Consider the following 17316-nt stretch of genomic DNA (forward strand, 5'->3'; position numbering starts at 1 on the left):
CTCGCGACGAAAAGACTCACATGAACGAAGCGCCATTCTTCCGAAACGGCAACGCCCCGTCTATCAAAGAATCTACTGAATTTCAGGGCCGGATTTCGCCAACCCACAGGACAATTCCCCCTCAGGCTCTCAAGCCGAATCCCTGCATCAGCCGCCGCGTCGCGAAATCCTGCTGGCCTGACGTAAACACGGCGAAGTCGAAATTGTCGGGATGCACGGCATCGGCGATCAGCGGCACCAGTGTGCGGGCACGGCGCGCGATCGCTTCGGCCGGATCCAGCCAGTCGACCGGCCAGGGGGCAATCCGCCGGAAAAGATTGGCCATGAAAGGATAATGGGTGCAGGCGAGCACGACGATATCGGTCTTCTGACCGTCCTTCTCGACGAAACACTGGTCGATTTCGGCCAGCACGGCGTCATCGGAAACGGCGTCGCCGCGAATATAGGCTTCCGCCATGCGCGCCAGGTTCTCCGATCCGACGAGGCGGACATGGCATTGCTGCGCGAAGGACTGGATGAGATCGCGCGTATAGGCCCGCTTCACCGTGCCCGGTGTGGCGAGCACCGAGACGAGGCCGGAGCGCGTGCGCTCCGCCGCCGGCTTGATGGCCGGCACGGTGCCGACGAACGTCATATGGGGAAAGGCGGCGCGCAGATCGGCGCCGACGAGAGTGAAGGCGGTGTTGCAGGCGATAATGCAGACTTCGGGATCATACTCCGTCAGCACCTTGCCGAAGAGCCCGATGATCCGCTCCTTCAGCGCCTGTTCCTCCCAGCCGCCATAGGGAAAACCGGCATCGTCGGCGACATAGATGAAGCCGCGCTCCGGCATCAGCACGCGCGCCTCGCGCAGTACGGTCAGCCCGCCAATGCCGGAATCGAAGAGGAGGATGGGTTTCAGCTCATTCGTCGACGCTATCATCGGTGGGCGCCCTGTTGCCGGATCGGGTGGAGCCGCCTTTGCGCGGACTGTTGCGCGTAAAGCGGTCGAGGGAGGAGATGACGCCGCGCAGCACGCTGATTTCCTGTTCCGTGAATGCCCGGCGGGAGAGGACTGCACGCAGGTTGTCGACCATTTTCGGCTTTTTCGAGGGCGGATGAAAATAGTTGCGCGAATCGAGCGCCTCTTCCAGTTGATCGAACAGGCCGAAGAGCTGTTCCTTGGTGGAGGGGCGCTGCTCGAGCGCCTGGAACGGCACGGCTTCGAGATCCTCCATGCCCGATTTCATCCACTCATAGGACATGAGCAGCACGGCCTGGGCGATGTTGAGCGAGGCGAAGGCGGGATTCACAGGGAAGGTGACGATCTCGTCTGCAAGCGCCACTTCCTCATTGGTCAGACCCCAGCGCTCGCGGCCGAAGAGGATACCGGTCGCCTCGCCTGCCCGGAACTTCGTGCGCAGCGTCTCGGCAGCAAAGACCGGCGAGCGCACCGGCTTGTAGTTGTCGCGGCTGCGCGCCGTCGTGGCATAGACGAAGTTGAGGTCGGCGATCGCCTCGTCCAGTGTCGCGAAAACCTTGGTGCCCTCGATCACGTGGTCGGCCTTCGAGGCTGCAGCCTGCGCCTTCTCATTCGGCCAGCCGTCCCGTGGATTGACGAGACGAAGATCGACGAGCCCGAAATTCGCCATGGCGCGCGCTACCATGCCGATATTTTCGCCCATCTGCGGCTCGACCAGAATGATAACTGGCCCTTCGGCCAGAAGTTGACGCTCGCTGTTCGTGCCTGCCATGGTCTTATCCTTGTTTCGAGCGCGCAATAGCCTCGCCCGCCGCAAACGGCAAGACGTCGGCCTGCGGATAGAGCCTTTCCAGCGCCGAACCAATCATTTCGAGCCCCAGCCTGGCGCCCTCGCGCGACAGCGGCAGGTGTCGCCCTGTCGTCCGCGATGGCTTGCGCCTGATCAGGAAACAGCTCGAGCCACGCGGGGCGGCATTGTCGATCAGCGCCAGGTCCGCCGCGATCAGCCTGTTGAGATTGTCGTCGGCGGCCGGCGCTTCATAGCTTTTCGCCAGGATACGCGCCCAATAGGTGCAGGACAGGAAGATCGCCAGCGTCTGGCGGATCTGGCCGGGCCGCGTCACCACCGACCAGGGAGAGCCGAGTGGCCGCGCCGCGACCGTTACATCACGGTAGCAGGCATCGATCTTCTGCGACAGCGCCATCAGCTCGAACCCGCGCTTGCCCTCACCGAGGGCGCCGAGCAGGTCGCGCAGCGCCTGGAACCAGCGGGCAAGCGCGGAATCGAGCGCGCTCCGGGTGCGTATGGGAAAGACTACGAAGGCGACCGCCGTTCCGGCCGCCGCCCCGATCATCGTCTCCTCGATGCGCAGCTTCAGCAGCTCGAGCGTCAGCACGCCCGTCATGCCGTAGACCAGGCAGAGCACGATCGAGATGAAGAAGGTCATCGTCGCATAGGAAACCTGCAAAAAATAGAAAGCGAGGAAGATGCAGACGGCGGCAACCGGAATGGCGATATCAGGCTCGCCCGAAATCAGCGTTGCCAGCACAAGGCCGATAGCAATCCCGAACACGGTCCCGAGCGAGCGCGACAGCGCCCTCATCGCGGTGTCGCCGCGCGAATTGGTATTGGTGAAGACGAGGAAGGAAGCAAGCACCGCCCAGAACCAGCGTTCGCGCGACAAGAGCAGCCCGAAACTCATGCCGATCGCCGACGCAATGGTGATCTGCAGCGCCGCGCGCAACAGGGGATTGGCAAGCGAAAAGTCGATCACCTGGGATTGTGCTATATCCTTGATCGCATCGATCTTGAAGAAACCGGAGGCCTGCCCCTCGCCAATCGCCTGCGTCAACTGCAGCCGCGCCTCGCCGAGCCAGAGAAGCGCCCGCACGGTTTCGCCCTGCGGCTGATCCCTGATGGCGTCGGCCATCCCCTCAAATCTTGCAAGTTCGGCCGCGTCCGCCTCGATGACGGCATGGACGAGCGCGAAAGGCGGCGGGCTCTGAAAGCTCAGCACGATCGCACTCTCGGCGGCAAGATGGGCATCGAAGAGCCGGACCGCCAATTCGACGGCGGGGTCGGCCGCCCCATCGAAGACGCCGGCCGGCGGGCGCGGGATGAAGGTCTCCGCCATCAGCACCACTTCCTTCAACCGGTCTTCCAGCTGACGCAGCTCCTGCCGGTCGGAGTCACCGATCTCGGCGCCGCCGCCGACGGCGGCGAGCTTGCGGAGGATCTGGTTGATCCGGCCCCTGACGCTTTCGAGCGAACGCAGCAGGTCGCGCCGCCAATCGTCGGGCAGCAGCACCGCCCTCACCAGATGGCCGACAAGCGCCGCGACGACAGGGCCGATCGTCACTTCAGGCAGTTCGCCAAGCGGCGGCCGGAAATAAGCGCCCATGAAATAGGAGGTGAAGGCGAACATGCCGATGGCAAAACCGCGCGGCCCGAACACGCGGCCCGCCGATGCGAGCGCGATCACCACCAGGAAGACGAGATCGGAGAGAAGGCGGCGATCCTCGAGCGCCGCCGCGATGCCAACGACGGCAAGGCTTGCCACGCAGCCGAAGAGCCGCGTCACCAACTGGCGGGAATTGCCCTTGTCGCGCACTGCCACTCCGCCTTCGATCGACAGCACGATGCCGAGGCCGAAGGCCGCTGTCGGCAACGGCAGGATGAACATGTCGATGGCAAGAAGAACCAAAAAGGAGAAAACGATCGTCAGCGTCACCCGCAGGGCCATGCGCAAACGCGAGAGCGCCGGATCATTGGCAAGCAGCCAGTCGCGAGCCTGAAAGCCGGAAAACAAATGCAAAACCCCTCATGCCGCGGAAGGATCGACAGATAATGCCATGCCTGTGGCGAAAGCAAACCGCCCGGGATCGTATCTGGACGTTCTCGAATGTCGCGCGCCTATTGCCCCTTGGCAATCAACGCCATTGTCGCCTTCAGAGAATCGCGGGCCTGCGTTTCGACATTCTCGGTGACGATATCGTCGATCACCGGCTGGCCGGCCTCCTCGACCACCTCGAAGCGAACGGTCGTGTAGTCCTTCGCGTCAGGAGCGTCCGAGCAGGCGGATTTCTTGAAACGCACCGTGACCTCGGTCGTCCCGTTGACCGCGGGCGCCGCCGCCATCGTCAGATCCTCCAGCGGGCATGCATCCTGGCCGTTGACGATGACGTCGTAATCGAAGGGCGATATGCCGTCGTCGTCGACGGCAGGAAATTGCGCGGCCGCCTGGTATCTGGCGACGAAGTCCTTGCTGTAGAGATGGTCGAGCCGGCCCGCATCGAAAATGTCGGTCCAGTCGCTATTGTTGTCGGCCCAGTTGCTCTTGGTCGCGTCCATGATCTCTTTCACGGGAGCAGTGGCATCGGCCGCATGGGCGGCGCCTGAAAAGACGATAAGGCTTGCGATAACAACGGCGATTGTCTTCATTGTCGAATGTTCCGGGCGGGCAAATCAAGGCGGACACTAGCCAGATTTCAGCGCTTGGCAATGGCGGCAAAAACGCATTGTCAAACCCGTTGCAGCTTTGCGTTCCCGGTTCACAATGCTATAGCGCTCCTCATCACGTCACCCACCCGGGACGCATGTCCCCCTTTAAGCTCGAACGAGGCAGATACATGAACAAGATCAAGGTCGCCAATCCCGTCGCCGATCTCGACGGCGATGAAATGACGCGCATCATCTGGCAGCTTATCAAGGATAAGCTGATCCATCCGTATCTCGACCTCGACATCGACTATTACGACCTCTCGGTCGAAAACCGCGACGCCACCAACGACCAGGTCACCGTCGACGCCGCCAACGCCATCAAGAAGTACGGCGTCGGCATCAAGTGCGCGACAATCACGCCCGACGAAGCCCGCGTCAAGGAATTCAACCTCAAGGAAATGTGGAAGAGCCCGAACGGCACGATCCGCAACATTCTCGGCGGCGTCATCTTCCGCGAGCCGATCATTTGCCGCAACGTGCCGCGCCTCGTTCCCGGCTGGACCCAGCCGATCGTCGTCGGCCGCCATGCCTTCGGCGACCAGTATCGCGCCACCGATTTCAAATTCCCGGGCAAAGGCAAGCTGACGATCAAGTTCGTCGGCGAAGACGGCACGGTTATCGAGAAGGAAGTCTTCAACGCGCCGGGCGCCGGCGTTGCCATGGCCATGTACAACCTCGACGAGTCGATCCGCGAATTCGCCCGCGCCTCCATGATGTACGGCCTGATGCGCAAGTGGCCGGTATACCTGTCGACCAAGAACACCATCCTCAAGGCCTATGACGGCCGCTTCAAGGACATCTTCGAGGAAGTCTACGAGACCGAATTCAAGGATCAGTTCAAGGAAGCCGGCATCACCTACGAACACCGTCTGATCGACGACATGGTCGCCTCGGCGCTCAAGTGGTCGGGCGGCTACGTCTGGGCCTGCAAGAACTATGACGGCGACGTCCAGTCCGATACCGTTGCCCAGGGCTTCGGCTCGCTCGGCCTGATGACCTCGGTTCTGCTGACGCCGGACGGCAAGACGGTCGAAGCCGAAGCCGCCCACGGCACGGTCACCCGCCACTACCGCCAGCACCAGAAGGGACAGGAAACCTCGACGAATTCGATCGCATCGATCTTTGCCTGGACCCGCGGCCTCGCCCATCGCGCCAAGCTCGACGACAATGCCGCGCTTGCGAAGTTCGCTTCGACGCTGGAAAAGGTCTGCGTCGACACCGTCGAGTCAGGCTTCATGACCAAGGATCTGGCGCTGTTGATCGGCCCCGATCAGCCGTGGCTCTCGACCACCGCCTTCCTCGACAAGATCGACCAGAACCTGCAGAAGGCGATGGCGTAAGCCAACCCTTTCGGATAGCATTGAAACGGCGGGGATTTCCCCGCCGTTTTATTTGGGAATGAACCGATGACGGCCATCCTGCGACCACTTGAGCCCTCCGACCGCGCCGCCTGGGAACCCTTATGGGCGGCTTACCAGCGTTTCTACGAAGTAGTCATCCCGCCTGAAACCACGGACCTCACCTGGGGCCGCTTCCACGATCCCGACGAACCGATGCACGCGCTCGGCGCCTTCGACGAAGACGGCCGCCTCGTCGGCATCGTCCACGCGATCTTCCATCGCTCCTGCTGGCTGCCGCAATGGACCTGCTATCTGCAGGACCTTTATGTCGAGGACAGCCAACGCGGGCTCGGCACCGGAGCCGCGCTGATCGAGGCTGTCGCCGGGCTGGCACGGCAAAACGGTGCCGGCCGGCTCTACTGGATGACCCATGAAGGCAATGTCACCGCCCGGCGCCTCTACGACAGGATCGCCGAACGCTCGGGATTCATCCAGTACCGCAAGGCGCTTTGAACGCCGGGGGGTTGCACAAGGATCTTGCCGCTCTATTGATTCTGCCGAGCGGGAAACGCCTGAAATAATCGCTACACGATGAGGATGTCATGACCGAAGAACTGGTATTCTATACCAACCCGATGTCGCGCGGACGCATCGCGCGCTGGATGCTGGAGGAGATCGGGCAGCCCTATCGCACCGAACTCCTGACCTTCGGTGAAACCATGAAGGCGCCGGAATATCTCAAGGTCAATCCGATGGGCAAGGTGCCGGCGATCCGCCACGGCAACACCATCGTCACCGAATGCGCAGCGATCTGCGCCTATCTTGCCGAAACCTTTCCGGAAAAGGGTCTGGCGCCGAGGCCGGAGGAGCGCGCCGCCTATTACCGCTGGCTGTTCTTTGCCGCCGGCCCTCTTGAATCGGCGGTAACGATGAAAGCGCTCGGCTTCGAAATTCCCGCCGAACGCCTGCGCATGGCCGGCTGCGGCGGTTTCGGCGACGTCATGAACACGCTCGAAATGGCCGTCTCCGGCTCGACCTATGTCACCGGCGAACGCTTCACCGCCGCCGACGTCTATGTCGGCGCACATATCGGCTGGGGCCTCGGTTTCGGCAGCATTGAAAAGCGCCAGGCCTTCATCGATTATTTCGGCCGCATCAGCAAGCGCGAGGCGCATAAACGCGCAAACGCGCTGGACGACGAGGCCAGCAAGACGATGCAGGCCGCCTGACCGTCAAACCGACGCGACCGCCAAGCAGCCGCGTCGGGGATGTCCGCCGTCAGGCGAGCGGCATGTGAATATCCGTCATCAGTTCGGTCGGCGGCACCTCGCGCGGGTTGTTCAGATACTCCTCGAACATGATGCTGTCCTTCAGCTGCCGTCCTGACTTTGGCAGCCACTCCGCGTAGAGCCACTGATAGGCCTTATACATGTCGGCATAGGGACCTTTGTGGCGCAGCACGGCATAGTCGCCGCTGTCGATCCTGCGCCGCTCAAACGGCGCTTCGGCCGGAACATCGGCGGAGCCGGTCACACAGGCGATCGAGCGCAGCTGTTCGGCCGGCACAATATCGGGATCGTCGAGATAGACACCGATCATCCGCATGTCCGGCCTGGCGAGGCCGCGGGCGTAAAGCGTGCCGAACAATGTCTCGAAGGCTTTGCCGATCTGCATGTAGGGACCGCTATGGGCAACACCGATAAGCTCGGTCGGCGCGATCTCGCGTATGGTAACGTCGAACATGGCTTTGGTCTTTCCGTGAGGTGAGGGGTGGAAGGCTGTGTGGCTTCCCGCTTTCCGGTAACGGGCCGGCGGCATGCCGTAGACCGACTTGAAAATCCGATTGAAGGATTGGAGGTTGGGATAGCCTGATCGCTTCGCAATCTCACTGACGGCAAGCTCCGTGCCGACGATCTCTCCCGCCGCCCGATGCAGCCTGAGCCGTTTGACGGTGGCCGCCAGCGTCTCGCCATAAATCGCCCGGTAGATCCTGTGCCAGTGATAGCTCGACAGGCAGGCAATTTCGGCCAGGCGCTCCATATCCAGTTCCTCTTCAAGGTGGTCGTGAATATAGGCCGAAACCCGCCGCAGACGGGTTTCATAAAGCGCCCATGCCGTTTCGCCGTTCATGTCAAGGCCCTATGCAAATCGATCGCCTGCAGAAAACCATATCCCGATTTGACAAATCCTGCGGACCTGCCGCGAGGCTCAGATATGAAAAAAGGCGGAAGCCGAGCCTCCGCCTTTTCAAATAATTTGATGGATCCGACGCGTCAGCCGGCGAGCGCCAAAGCTACCGCCTCGATCGCCTCATCGGCCTTCGATCCATCCGGACCGCCAGCCTGCGCCATGTCGGGGCGGCCACCGCCGCCCTTGCCGCCGAGGGCTGCCGAGGCAACGCGGACAAGTTCGACCGCGCTGTAGCGCTCGACGAGATCCGGCGTGACCGCGACGACCGCACTCGCCTTGCCGTCTTCGGATACGCCGATAAGGGCGACGACGCCGGAGCCGATGCTGGTCTTGCCGTCATCGGCAAGACCTTTAAGGTCCTTTGGATCGACGCCCGATATCGACTTGCCGAGGAACTTGATCCCGGCGACGTCGCGCACGGCATCGGCAGAACCACCCTGCCCGCCACCCATGGCGAGCTTACGCCTGGCGTCGGCCAATTCCTTTTCCAGCTTGCGGCGCTCATCCATCAGCGCCTCGACGCGCGACAGAACCTCCGACGGCTGAACTTTCAGCGAGGCGGCGAGCGTCTTTACGCGATCATCCTGCTCGGCGAGATATTCGCGCGCCGATTCGCCGGTCACCGCTTCGAGACGGCGAACGCCGGCGCCGACGGCGCTCTCACCGAGGATGCGGACAAGGCCGATCTGGCCGGTCGCCGACACATGCGTGCCGCCGCAAAGCTCGACCGAGTAAGGCTTGTTGCTCTTGGCGCCACGAAGGCCCGTGCCCATCGAGACGACCCGCACCTCATCGCCGTATTTCTCGCCGAACAGCGCCATGGCGCCTTCCGCAATGGCGTCGTCGACACTCATCAGGCGGGTCGTGACCGGCGCATTCTGCAGCACGATCTCGTTTGCCATCTCTTCGACGATCTTCAACTCTTCGGCCGTCATCGGCTTCGGATGCGAAACGTCGAAACGCAGGCGCTCCGGCGCGACCAGCGACCCCTTCTGGGCAACATGCGTACCGAGCACCTCGCGCAGCGCTTCATGCAGTAAATGGGTTGCCGAGTGGTTGGCGCGCAGGCGCGAACGGCGGGCATGATCGACCATCAAGGCAACGGCGTCGCCGGCGTTGATTGCGCCTTCGACCACGGTTCCGGAATGCACGAAGAGGCCTTCGCCCTTCTTCTGCGTGTCGGATATCTCGATCTTTCCGTGATCGGACGATATGACGCCGGTATCGCCCACCTGGCCACCGGATTCGCCGTAGAACGGCGTCTGGTTGACGACGATCTGCACCTTGTCGCCAGCCTTGGCTCCTTCGGCGACAGCGCCGTCCTTGACGATTGCCTGCACCACCCCTTCGGCTGCTTCAGTGTCGTAACCGAGGAACTCGGTTGCGCCATGCTTTTCCCTGAGCTCGAACCAGACGGTTTCGGTCGCCTTCTCGCCGGAACCGGCCCAATGCGACCGGGCTTCGGCTTTCTGGCGCTGCATCGCGTCGGTGAAGCCGGAGATGTCGACACCGATTTCACGGGCACGCAGCGCATCCTGCGTCAGGTCGAGCGGGAAGCCGTAGGTATCGTAGAGCTTGAAAGCCGTCTCGCCATCCAGCATGTCGCCCTTGGAAAGGTCGGCAGTCGCATCGGACAGAAGCGACAGGCCGCGCTCCAGCGTCTTGCGGAATCGGTTTTCCTCGAGCTTCAGCGTCTCGGAGATCAGCGCTTCGGCACGCACAAGCTCCGGATAGGCCCGGCCCATCTGCTGCACCAGCGTCGGCAGCAGCTTGCAGATCAGTGGCTCCTTGGCGCCGAGAAGCTGAGCATGGCGCATGGCGCGGCGCATGATACGGCGCAGCACATAACCGCGGCCTTCGTTCGAAGGCAGGACGCCGTCGGCGATCAGGAAGGCCGAAGAGCGCAGGTGATCGGCGATGACGCGATGGCTGGCATTGCCCTCGGCCTTGACGCCGACGGCATCTTCGATGGCGCCGGTCAGCGTGCGGAACAAATCCGTGTCGAAGACGCTCTGTACGCCCTGGAGAATGCAGGCCATGCGCTCAAGGCCCATGCCGGTGTCGATCGACGGACGCGGTAGCGGATTGCGAACGCCGGGCTCGATCTGTTCGAACTGCATGAAGACGAGATTCCAGAACTCCAGGAACCGGTCGCCGTCTTCCTCCGGCGAACCGGGAGGGCCGCCCCAGACGTTCTCGCCCTGGTCGATGAAGATTTCAGAGCATGGACCGCACGGACCGGTATCGCCCATCTGCCAGAAATTGTCGGAAGTCGGGATGCGGATGATCTTATCGTCGGAAAAACCGGCAATCTTCTTCCACAGCGTTGCTGCCTCCTCGTCTTCCGAATAGACGGTTACCAGCAGGCGATGCTTCGGCAGGTCGAAACCTTCGGTCACGAGCTTCCAGGCAAGCTCGATCGCATTCTCCTTGAAATAGTCGCCAAATGAGAAGTTGCCGAGCATTTCGAAGAAAGTCAGGTGGCGCGCGGTATAGCCGACATTGTCGAGATCGTTATGCTTTCCGCCGGCGCGCACGCATTTCTGCGAGGTCGTCGCAGTGGAATAAGGACGCTTTTCCAGGCCGGTGAAGACGTTCTTGAACTGCACCATGCCGGCATTGGTGAACATCAGCGTCGGGTCGTTGCGCGGCACGAGCGGGCTCGACGGAACGATCTCGTGGCCGTTCTTCTGGAAATAGTCGAGGAAGGTCGACCGGATATCGTTCACGCCGCTCATTCTATGCCCTTCAATGCTGCCGGAGGCAGATAAATACAAATCCATCGGCTTTTAACGTTCGCCTCCGCCACTGTCCAGCCGACAAACGAAACCGGCCGCATTCTCATCAGGAATGCGGCCGGTTGAATGGTCGATGCGTTCAAAAGCGGAAATTACAAATCCGCGGCGGCATCGCCGTCGTCTGCATCCGGTCCGCCGTTCTGCAGGAAACGGTCGGCGATGAGACCGGCATTCTGGCGCAACGCCAGCTCGATCTCACGGGCGAGATCCGGATTGTCGCGCAGAAAGGTCTTGGCGTTTTCGCGGCCTTGGCCGAGACGCTGGCTATTATAGGAGAACCAGGCGCCGGACTTTTCGACGATACCAGCCTTGACGCCGAGATCGACGAGTTCGCCGGTCTTCGACACGCCTTCACCATACATAATGTCGAATTCGACCTGCTTGAAGGGCGGCGCCATCTTGTTCTTGACGACCTTGACGCGGGTCTGGTTGCCGATCACCTCTTCGCGCTCCTTGACCGAACCAATGCGGCGGATGTCGAGGCGCACGGAAGCATAGAATTTCAGCGCATTGCCGCCCGTCGTCGTTTCCGGCGAACCGAACATGACGCCGATCTTCATGCGGATCTGGTTGATGAAGATCACCATGGTATTCGACTTGGAGATCGAGGCGGTCAGCTTGCGCAGCGCCTGGCTCATCAGGCGCGCCTGAAGGCCGGGAAGGCTGTCGCCCATTTCGCCCTCGATTTCGGCGCGCGGCGTCAGTGCAGCAACCGAGTCGACGACCAGAACGTCGACGGCGCCGGAGCGCACCAGCGTATCGGTAATCTCAAGCGCCTGCTCGCCTGTATCGGGCTGGGAGATCAGAAGGTTCTGGAGATCGACGCCCAGCTTGCGGGCATAGACGGGATCGAGCGCATGTTCGGCATCGACAAAGGCGCAGATGCCGCCCTTCTTCTGCGATTCAGCGATGGTCTGCAGCGCAAGCGTCGTTTTACCCGAGCTTTCCGGCCCGTAAATTTCGATGATGCGGCCCTTCGGCAGACCACCGACGCCAAGCGCGATATCGAGCCCAAGCGAACCCGTCGAAATCGTCTCGATTTCGATGACGTTCTCGTTGGAGCCGAGTTTCATGATCGAGCCCTTGCCGAACGACCGCTCAATCTGTGAGAGTGCCGCTTCAAGCGCCTTGCTTTTGTCCACCGATTTGTCCTCTACCAGCCGCAATGAATTCTGAGACATCTGATCCACCTTTAGGTTATTGAAGCCGCCCAAGCAATGTCGAGTTTGTACCCTATTTGTTCTAGCCCCGCAATAGGCGATCAAACGATTGAAAGAAAAAGGTAAAACAGCCCGTGTTCTATATTTGTTTTATCGATGCAAAGCAACGGCTTAGGCGAGATCCGCCGGGTTTGTCGCGCCAGCTGGCACCGTCTCGATTCGCGCTTCTGGCATCGGAAGGCGATTGAAATGGAGAAAAAGATTCTTGTTCTCGGCGGCGCCCATATCGACCGGCGCGGCCGCATTTCCGGAGAAACGGCACCGGGCGCCAGCAATCCCGGCACCTGGTTCGAGGAGCCGGGCGGCGGCGGCTTCAATGCGGCGCGCAACCTTGCAAGGCTCGGTTTTCAGGTGACGATGATTTCGCCGCGCGGCGGAGATCCCATTGGCGAGATGGTCGGCGAAGCTGCCGATTTCGCCGGCATCGACGACCGGCCGTTCGTTTTCCTCGACCGCAAGTCACCGAGCTACACCGCGATCATCGAAAAGGACGGCAACCTCGTGATCGCTCTTGCCGATATGGATCTCTACCGCTTCTTCGTGCCGCGGCGCCTCTCCATCCGCTGGGTGCGCGAGGCTTTCGCCGCGCATGATTTCATCCTTTTCGACGCCAATCTGCCGGAAGAGACGATCGCGGCAATCGTCGCCAAGGCGCGATCGCTGGGCAAACCGGTTGCGGCGATCGCCATTTCGCCGGCTAAGGTCGTCAGGCTGAAACCCTGCATCGGGGATATCGACTACCTGTTCCTGAACGAGGCCGAAGCCGCCGCCCTTGCCGGTGAACGGCCGGACGACGCCGGCGGCTGGCCGCCGCTGCTGAACGAGATCGGCATCAGGAGCGCCGTCGTCACCCGCGGCCGACGCGAACTCGTCGCGCTTTGCGGCGGCCGCGCGGTGGCGCTGCAGCCGCCGATCGCCGAGACTCTCGCCGATGTCACCGGCGCCGGCGATTCCCTTGCCGCCGGCACGCTCGCTGCCTTGATGCATGGCCTGCCGCTCGAGCAAGCCATCCGCTACGGCACCGCGGCAGCAGCGCTGACCGTGCAGTCGCTGCATGCCGTCAACGAAAATCTGACCCCGGATCTGCTGAATGAGGCGCTTGCCCTTGTTCCCGAAATCAGAATTCTGCATTGAAGCGACCAAATGAAACAATTGAGCATGATGCCGTCGGCAAACCGCTGACACATTCGGCATCACGTTCTATCGACGACAGGACAAAGATCATGACCCAGCCCACCTCCCCTCTTCTGCCGATTGCCTATTCCAAGGAGGTCGCCAACGCCAAGCAGCGCGGCGCACCGCTGGTGGCGCTGGAATCGACCATCATCACCCACGGCATGCCCTATCCCGGCAATATCGAGATGGCCCGCAGCGTCGAGACCATCATTCGCGAACAGGGTGCGGTGCCGGCAACGATCGCCGTCATTCACGGCACGCTGCATGTCGGTCTCGAGGCAGCCGAACTGGAGCAGCTCGCCAAGGCGACCGACGTGATGAAGGTATCGCGCGCCGATCTCGCCTTTGCGATCGCCGAACGCCGCACCGGCGCCACCACGGTCGCGGCGACGATGATCGCTGCGGCGCGCGCCGGCATCCGCGTCTTTGCGACGGGCGGCATCGGCGGCGTGCACCGCGGCGCCGAGGAAACCTTCGATATCTCGGCCGATCTCGAGGAACTGGCCCGCACCGGTGTCATCGTCGTCTGCGCCGGCGCCAAGGCGATCCTCGACATTCCGAAGACGCTGGAAGTGCTGGAAACCCGCGGCGTGCCTGTCGTCACCTATGAGAGCGAAGAATTCCCGGCTTTCTGGTCGCGTTCCTCGGGGCTTCGCAGCCCGCTGTCGCTGAACAGCCCGGCGGCCATTGCCAATTTCCAGGCGACGCGCGAACAGCTCGGCATCGACGGCGGCATGCTGATCGCCAATCCGGTGCCGGAAGCCGACGAGATCCCGCGCGAGGAGATGGAGATCTACATCGAGCGGGCCCTGGACAGCGCCGAACGCGACGAAGTGACCGGCAAGGCGGTAACACCCTATCTGCTCTCGACGATTTTCGACCTCACGGACGGCCAGAGCCTGAAAACGAATATCGCGCTTGTCGAGAACAATGCGCGGCTGGCGGCAGAGATTGCGGTGGCGCTCGGGTCATAAGCGATTAGCGGCTTCGCCGGCCCGTCCCGCGCAACAATTGTACTGCCGTGAGGCACCCCTCTGGCCTGCCGGCCATCTCCACAAATCTGGAGATCCACAAGAGGCTTGCTCCTCCCGCTCCGCCATCTGTGGGGAGTTGGCTGGCAGGCCAGAGGGGTCGCGCGTCACGTAAAGGCGGTGATGGCCGGCTGGGTTGGCCGATCGTAAAGCGCCAACTCCCCAGCGGTTGGCGGCTCGAACAGCTTCGAACACCCAAGCAGGTCCGGCGGCGAGATGTCGAACGCGCCGACTGGACGCTCGGCGTTTCGCCGGGAGACTCGATCGCAAAGCTCGGCGAAGGGAACGTCGAGGAAGACGACCCGGGCGCCAACCGCGCGAGCTTCGTTCCAGCAGCGTCGCGTTCAGGTGGGATTCACAGCGGAGCTGCTAACTATCCAGCGTCTCCTTCACGACCACAGCCAGCTGTTTCAGCGAAAACGGCTTCGGCAGGAACCCGAATTTCGCATCCGGCGGCAGGTTGCGGGCAAAGGCGTCCTCGGCGTAGCCGGAGACGAAGATGAACTTCAGGTCGGGATAGTTCTTGCGCAGCTCACGCAGCAACGTCGGGCCGTCCATTTCAGGCATGACGACGTCGGAAACGACGATGTCGACCTTGCCCTCAAGCTCTTCCATGATGCTCAGCGCCTCAACGCCCGATCCCGCCTCATGGACGGTGTAGCCGCGCGTTTCCAGCATCCGCTTGCCGCCGCGGCGCACCGCCTCCTCGTCTTCGACGAGAAGGACGACGGCAGAGCCTGTCAGGTCCTCGGGCTGCTGCGCGGCGGGGGCCTCGGTGGGCGCGCCGACTGCGGCAATGGCGCTGTCGATCGCCCCGGCTTCGGCGGCAACCGCCGGCTCGGGGATATGGCGCGGCAGGAAGACGCGGAAGGTCGTGCCCTTGCCGACTTCGGATTCCGGCTGGATGTAACCGCCCGACTGCTTGACGATGCCGTAGACCATGGCAAGGCCAAGCCCGGTGCCTTTGCCGACATCCTTGGTGGTGAAGAAGGGCTCGAAGATCTTGTCCATGATGTCAGGCGCGATGCCGGTGCCGGTATCGGTGACCTCGACCAGCACCATGTCCTCGGCAGGCATATAGGAATAGTTGAAGGCAGACACTTCGGCAGCCGTCAGATTCCGGGTTCGCAGCGTCAGCGTGCCGCCATCGGGCATCGCATCGCGCGCATTGACGCAAAGATTGATCAGCACCTGCTCGAATTGCGACAGGTCGGTTTTGACGGGCCAGAGATCCCGGCCATATTGCACATCGAGTTTGACGTTGGTGCCGGAGAGCAGCCGGTCGACCAGCATGCGCAGGTCGCCGACCACATCCGTCAGGTTCAGCACCGACGGGCGCATCGTCTGCTTGCGCGAGAAGGCAAGCAACTGGCGCACCAGCACCGCGGCGCGGTTGGCGTTGCGCTTGATCTCCATTAGGTCGGCGAAGCTCGCATCGGAAGGACGTGCCTGCAGCAGCAGATGGTCGGACGACAGCAGGATCGCCGTCAGCACATTGTTGAAGTCGTGCGCGATGCCGCCGGCAAGCGTTCCGACAGCGTTCATCTTCTGCGTCTGCGCCATCTGCGCTTCAAGCGCCTTCTGCTCGGTCACCTCGACAGCATAGACGATCGCCGCCTCCTCCGGCGCCTCGTCGCTCTGGTCGATGACAGCATTGACATAGAAGCGGAAATAGCGCGCCTCGTCGGTCGCCGTGCGGGTATCGAGCGGAGCAATGTCACCCTGCCGGTCCTTGGCCGCCGCCAGCGCCGCGGCCAGCTGCGGCCGATCGCTCTCTTGCACGATGGTTTCGAGAGAGGGCGACTTCTCGAGATCGTCGCGCGACACGACGCCGGAAAACAGCTTCAGGAACGGCGCATTGGTGCGCAGAATGCGCCCGTCGCCATCAACCGAGGCGATCGCCATCGGCGTATTGTTGAAGAAGCGAGTGAAGCGCATGGCGGCGGCCGAAGCGGACTGGCCGCCCTCGCTGCTCTTTTCGCGCGCCAGCACGATCGTCCTGCTTTCGCCGGGCGCGCCGTCGCGCATCGAGGTGACGCTGTGGATGATCTGCACTGGCAGGCTCTGGCCGTTGGTCTTGCGCAGGTCGAGATCGAGAGTCACGGTCTTCTTCAGGCCGGGTTCGGCCTGCACCGACTGGATCAGGGCCAGCCCTTCGCCGGCCACGAGGTCGCCGATCGACATCGAGCCCGGCAGGAACTTGGTCAGGTCGAGGCCCAGCCATTCGGCAAGCGTTGCATTCAGGTAGAAGATTTCGCCCTTCCGGCCGGCGGAGAAGAAGCCGGCAGGTGCGTGATCGAGATAGTCGATCGCGTTCTGCAGTTCCTTGAAAAATCGCTCCTGATCGTCGCGTTCGGCGGTGATATCGGTGATCTGCCAGATCTGCAGCGGTTTGCCGCCATTGTCCTCCTGATGCAGCAGCCGCGCCTTCAGCCGATACCAATGCGCGCCCGAGCTGTTGGAGCCGGGGCCGACGGCGCGCAGAAGACGGAATTCCTCGCGCCCCTCCTTGCCCTCGCGCAGACCGTTGACCAGCCGGTAGAGCGCTTCGTTGGACTCGCGATGGCGCGATAGCAGCGTTTCGAGCGTCTGCACTTCGGTCGCCTTGCGCGCCCCGGTCAGCGCGCCGTAGGCAGCGTTCGCATAGATGATGCGGCCCTTGTCGTCGGTGATCAGCGTCCCGTCCGGGTGGCTGTTGAGAAAGGCGCGCGCCAGACTGTCGGACTGGTGCTGCGGCATCACCTCGATGAAGCCGATAACCGAAGAGACCAGGAAGAATATCCCGACCATGGCGAGCACGCCGAGGCCGCCGAGCACCATCTCGTTGTCGAGTGATCTTTTGAAGACGACGAAGGCACCGGCTGCCGCAATCAGCACGAGCGCCAATAGGAGAATCCGCAAAACCGTGCCAGAACGCCCCCCACGATCCACAAGCGGTGCGTTATAGTCGTCGGCCTGACGCGGTTTCGTCATGTATTCCTCGCATAAGCCCTTCCCATTTCATAGCACGAACACGAAGCAGGAATCAGGCACTCTTTCCTTCTTAGCAATTTGCCACGCCGGCAAAAACACCGGTCACCGGCAAGACTGCTTGAATT

Annotated in this window: 13 protein-coding genes and 1 pseudogene; 5 read left to right on the plus strand and 9 right to left on the minus strand. The window is 62.2% G+C overall.

The window, feature by feature from the left end; translation table 11 throughout:
* Positions 1-121 precede the first annotated feature (121 nt).
* The 4 genes from murI to J2J99_RS12090 form a co-directional block, all read right to left on the minus strand.
* Positions 122-922, minus strand: coding sequence for a glutamate racemase (gene murI, locus J2J99_RS12075; protein ID WP_168300681.1), 801 nt, complete (start codon positions 920-922; stop codon positions 122-124).
* Positions 903-1733 (minus strand): RNA methyltransferase, encoded by an 831-nt coding sequence (locus J2J99_RS12080; protein WP_168300680.1) that lies wholly within the window; start codon positions 1731-1733, stop codon positions 903-905. The genes murI and J2J99_RS12080 overlap by 20 nt, the downstream gene beginning before the upstream one ends.
* Before the next feature lie 4 nt (positions 1734-1737).
* Positions 1738-3777, minus strand: a complete 2040-nt coding sequence (locus J2J99_RS12085) for an FUSC family protein (protein ID WP_205919097.1) — start codon at positions 3775-3777, stop codon at positions 1738-1740.
* 98 nt (positions 3778-3875) lie between these two features.
* The gene (locus J2J99_RS12090) at positions 3876-4403 is read right to left on the minus strand and encodes a hypothetical protein (RefSeq protein WP_168300678.1); all 528 of its coding nucleotides are present in this window, start codon (positions 4401-4403) and stop codon (positions 3876-3878) included.
* A gap of 188 nt (positions 4404-4591) precedes the next feature.
* Between J2J99_RS12090 and J2J99_RS12095 the strand changes: the two genes are divergently transcribed.
* The 3 genes from J2J99_RS12095 (at position 4592) to J2J99_RS12105 (ending at position 7032) form a co-directional block, all read left to right on the plus strand.
* Positions 4592-5803, plus strand: coding sequence for an NADP-dependent isocitrate dehydrogenase (locus tag J2J99_RS12095; protein WP_004676199.1), 1212 nt, complete (start codon positions 4592-4594; stop codon positions 5801-5803).
* 66 nt (positions 5804-5869) lie between these two features.
* Positions 5870-6316 carry a GNAT family N-acetyltransferase gene (locus J2J99_RS12100; protein WP_168300677.1) on the plus strand — a complete coding sequence of 149 codons (447 nt, stop codon included), beginning with the start codon at positions 5870-5872 and terminating at the stop codon, positions 6314-6316.
* A gap of 89 nt (positions 6317-6405) precedes the next feature.
* On the plus strand, positions 6406-7032 hold the full coding sequence (locus tag J2J99_RS12105) for a glutathione S-transferase family protein (protein WP_168300676.1): 627 nt from the start codon (positions 6406-6408) through the stop codon (positions 7030-7032).
* A gap of 49 nt (positions 7033-7081) precedes the next feature.
* On the opposite strand, the gene J2J99_RS12110 is transcribed toward J2J99_RS12105, so the two are convergent.
* The 3 genes from J2J99_RS12110 to recA form a co-directional block, all read right to left on the minus strand.
* Positions 7082-7933, minus strand: a complete 852-nt coding sequence (locus J2J99_RS12110; RefSeq protein WP_168300675.1) for an AraC family transcriptional regulator — start codon at positions 7931-7933, stop codon at positions 7082-7084.
* Positions 7934-8076: 143 nt separating this feature from the next.
* Positions 8077-10731, minus strand: coding sequence for an alanine--tRNA ligase (alaS, locus tag J2J99_RS12115; protein ID WP_168300674.1), 2655 nt, complete (start codon positions 10729-10731; stop codon positions 8077-8079).
* Positions 10732-10883: 152 nt separating this feature from the next.
* On the minus strand, positions 10884-11972 hold the full coding sequence (recA, locus tag J2J99_RS12120) for a recombinase RecA (RefSeq protein WP_168300673.1): 1089 nt from the start codon (positions 11970-11972) through the stop codon (positions 10884-10886).
* Between the two features lie 228 nt (positions 11973-12200).
* On the opposite strand from recA, the gene J2J99_RS12125 reads away from it, so the two are divergent.
* Together J2J99_RS12125 and J2J99_RS12130 are read left to right on the plus strand one after the other, a co-directional pair.
* A complete protein-coding gene (locus J2J99_RS12125; RefSeq protein ID WP_168300672.1) occupies positions 12201-13145 on the plus strand; it encodes a carbohydrate kinase family protein in 945 nt (314 codons plus the stop codon).
* An 89-nt stretch (positions 13146-13234) separates the two neighbouring features.
* Positions 13235-14161, plus strand: a complete 927-nt coding sequence (locus J2J99_RS12130) for a pseudouridine-5'-phosphate glycosidase (protein ID WP_168300671.1) — start codon at positions 13235-13237, stop codon at positions 14159-14161.
* 164 nt (positions 14162-14325) lie between these two features.
* Here J2J99_RS12130 and J2J99_RS33985 read toward each other — a convergent pair.
* Positions 14326-14553: pseudogene (locus J2J99_RS33985) on the minus strand (AAA family ATPase); the annotation flags it as partial.
* 34 nt (positions 14554-14587) lie between these two features.
* Entirely contained in the window at positions 14588-17191 is a 2604-nt protein-coding gene (gene cckA, locus J2J99_RS12135; RefSeq protein WP_168300670.1) for a cell cycle histidine kinase CckA, read from the minus strand.
* Positions 17192-17316: the final 125 nt, after the last annotated feature.

The sequence above is a fragment of the Rhizobium binae genome, from assembly GCF_017357225.1.
GTDB classification, from domain to species: Bacteria; Pseudomonadota; Alphaproteobacteria; order Rhizobiales; family Rhizobiaceae; genus Rhizobium; species Rhizobium binae.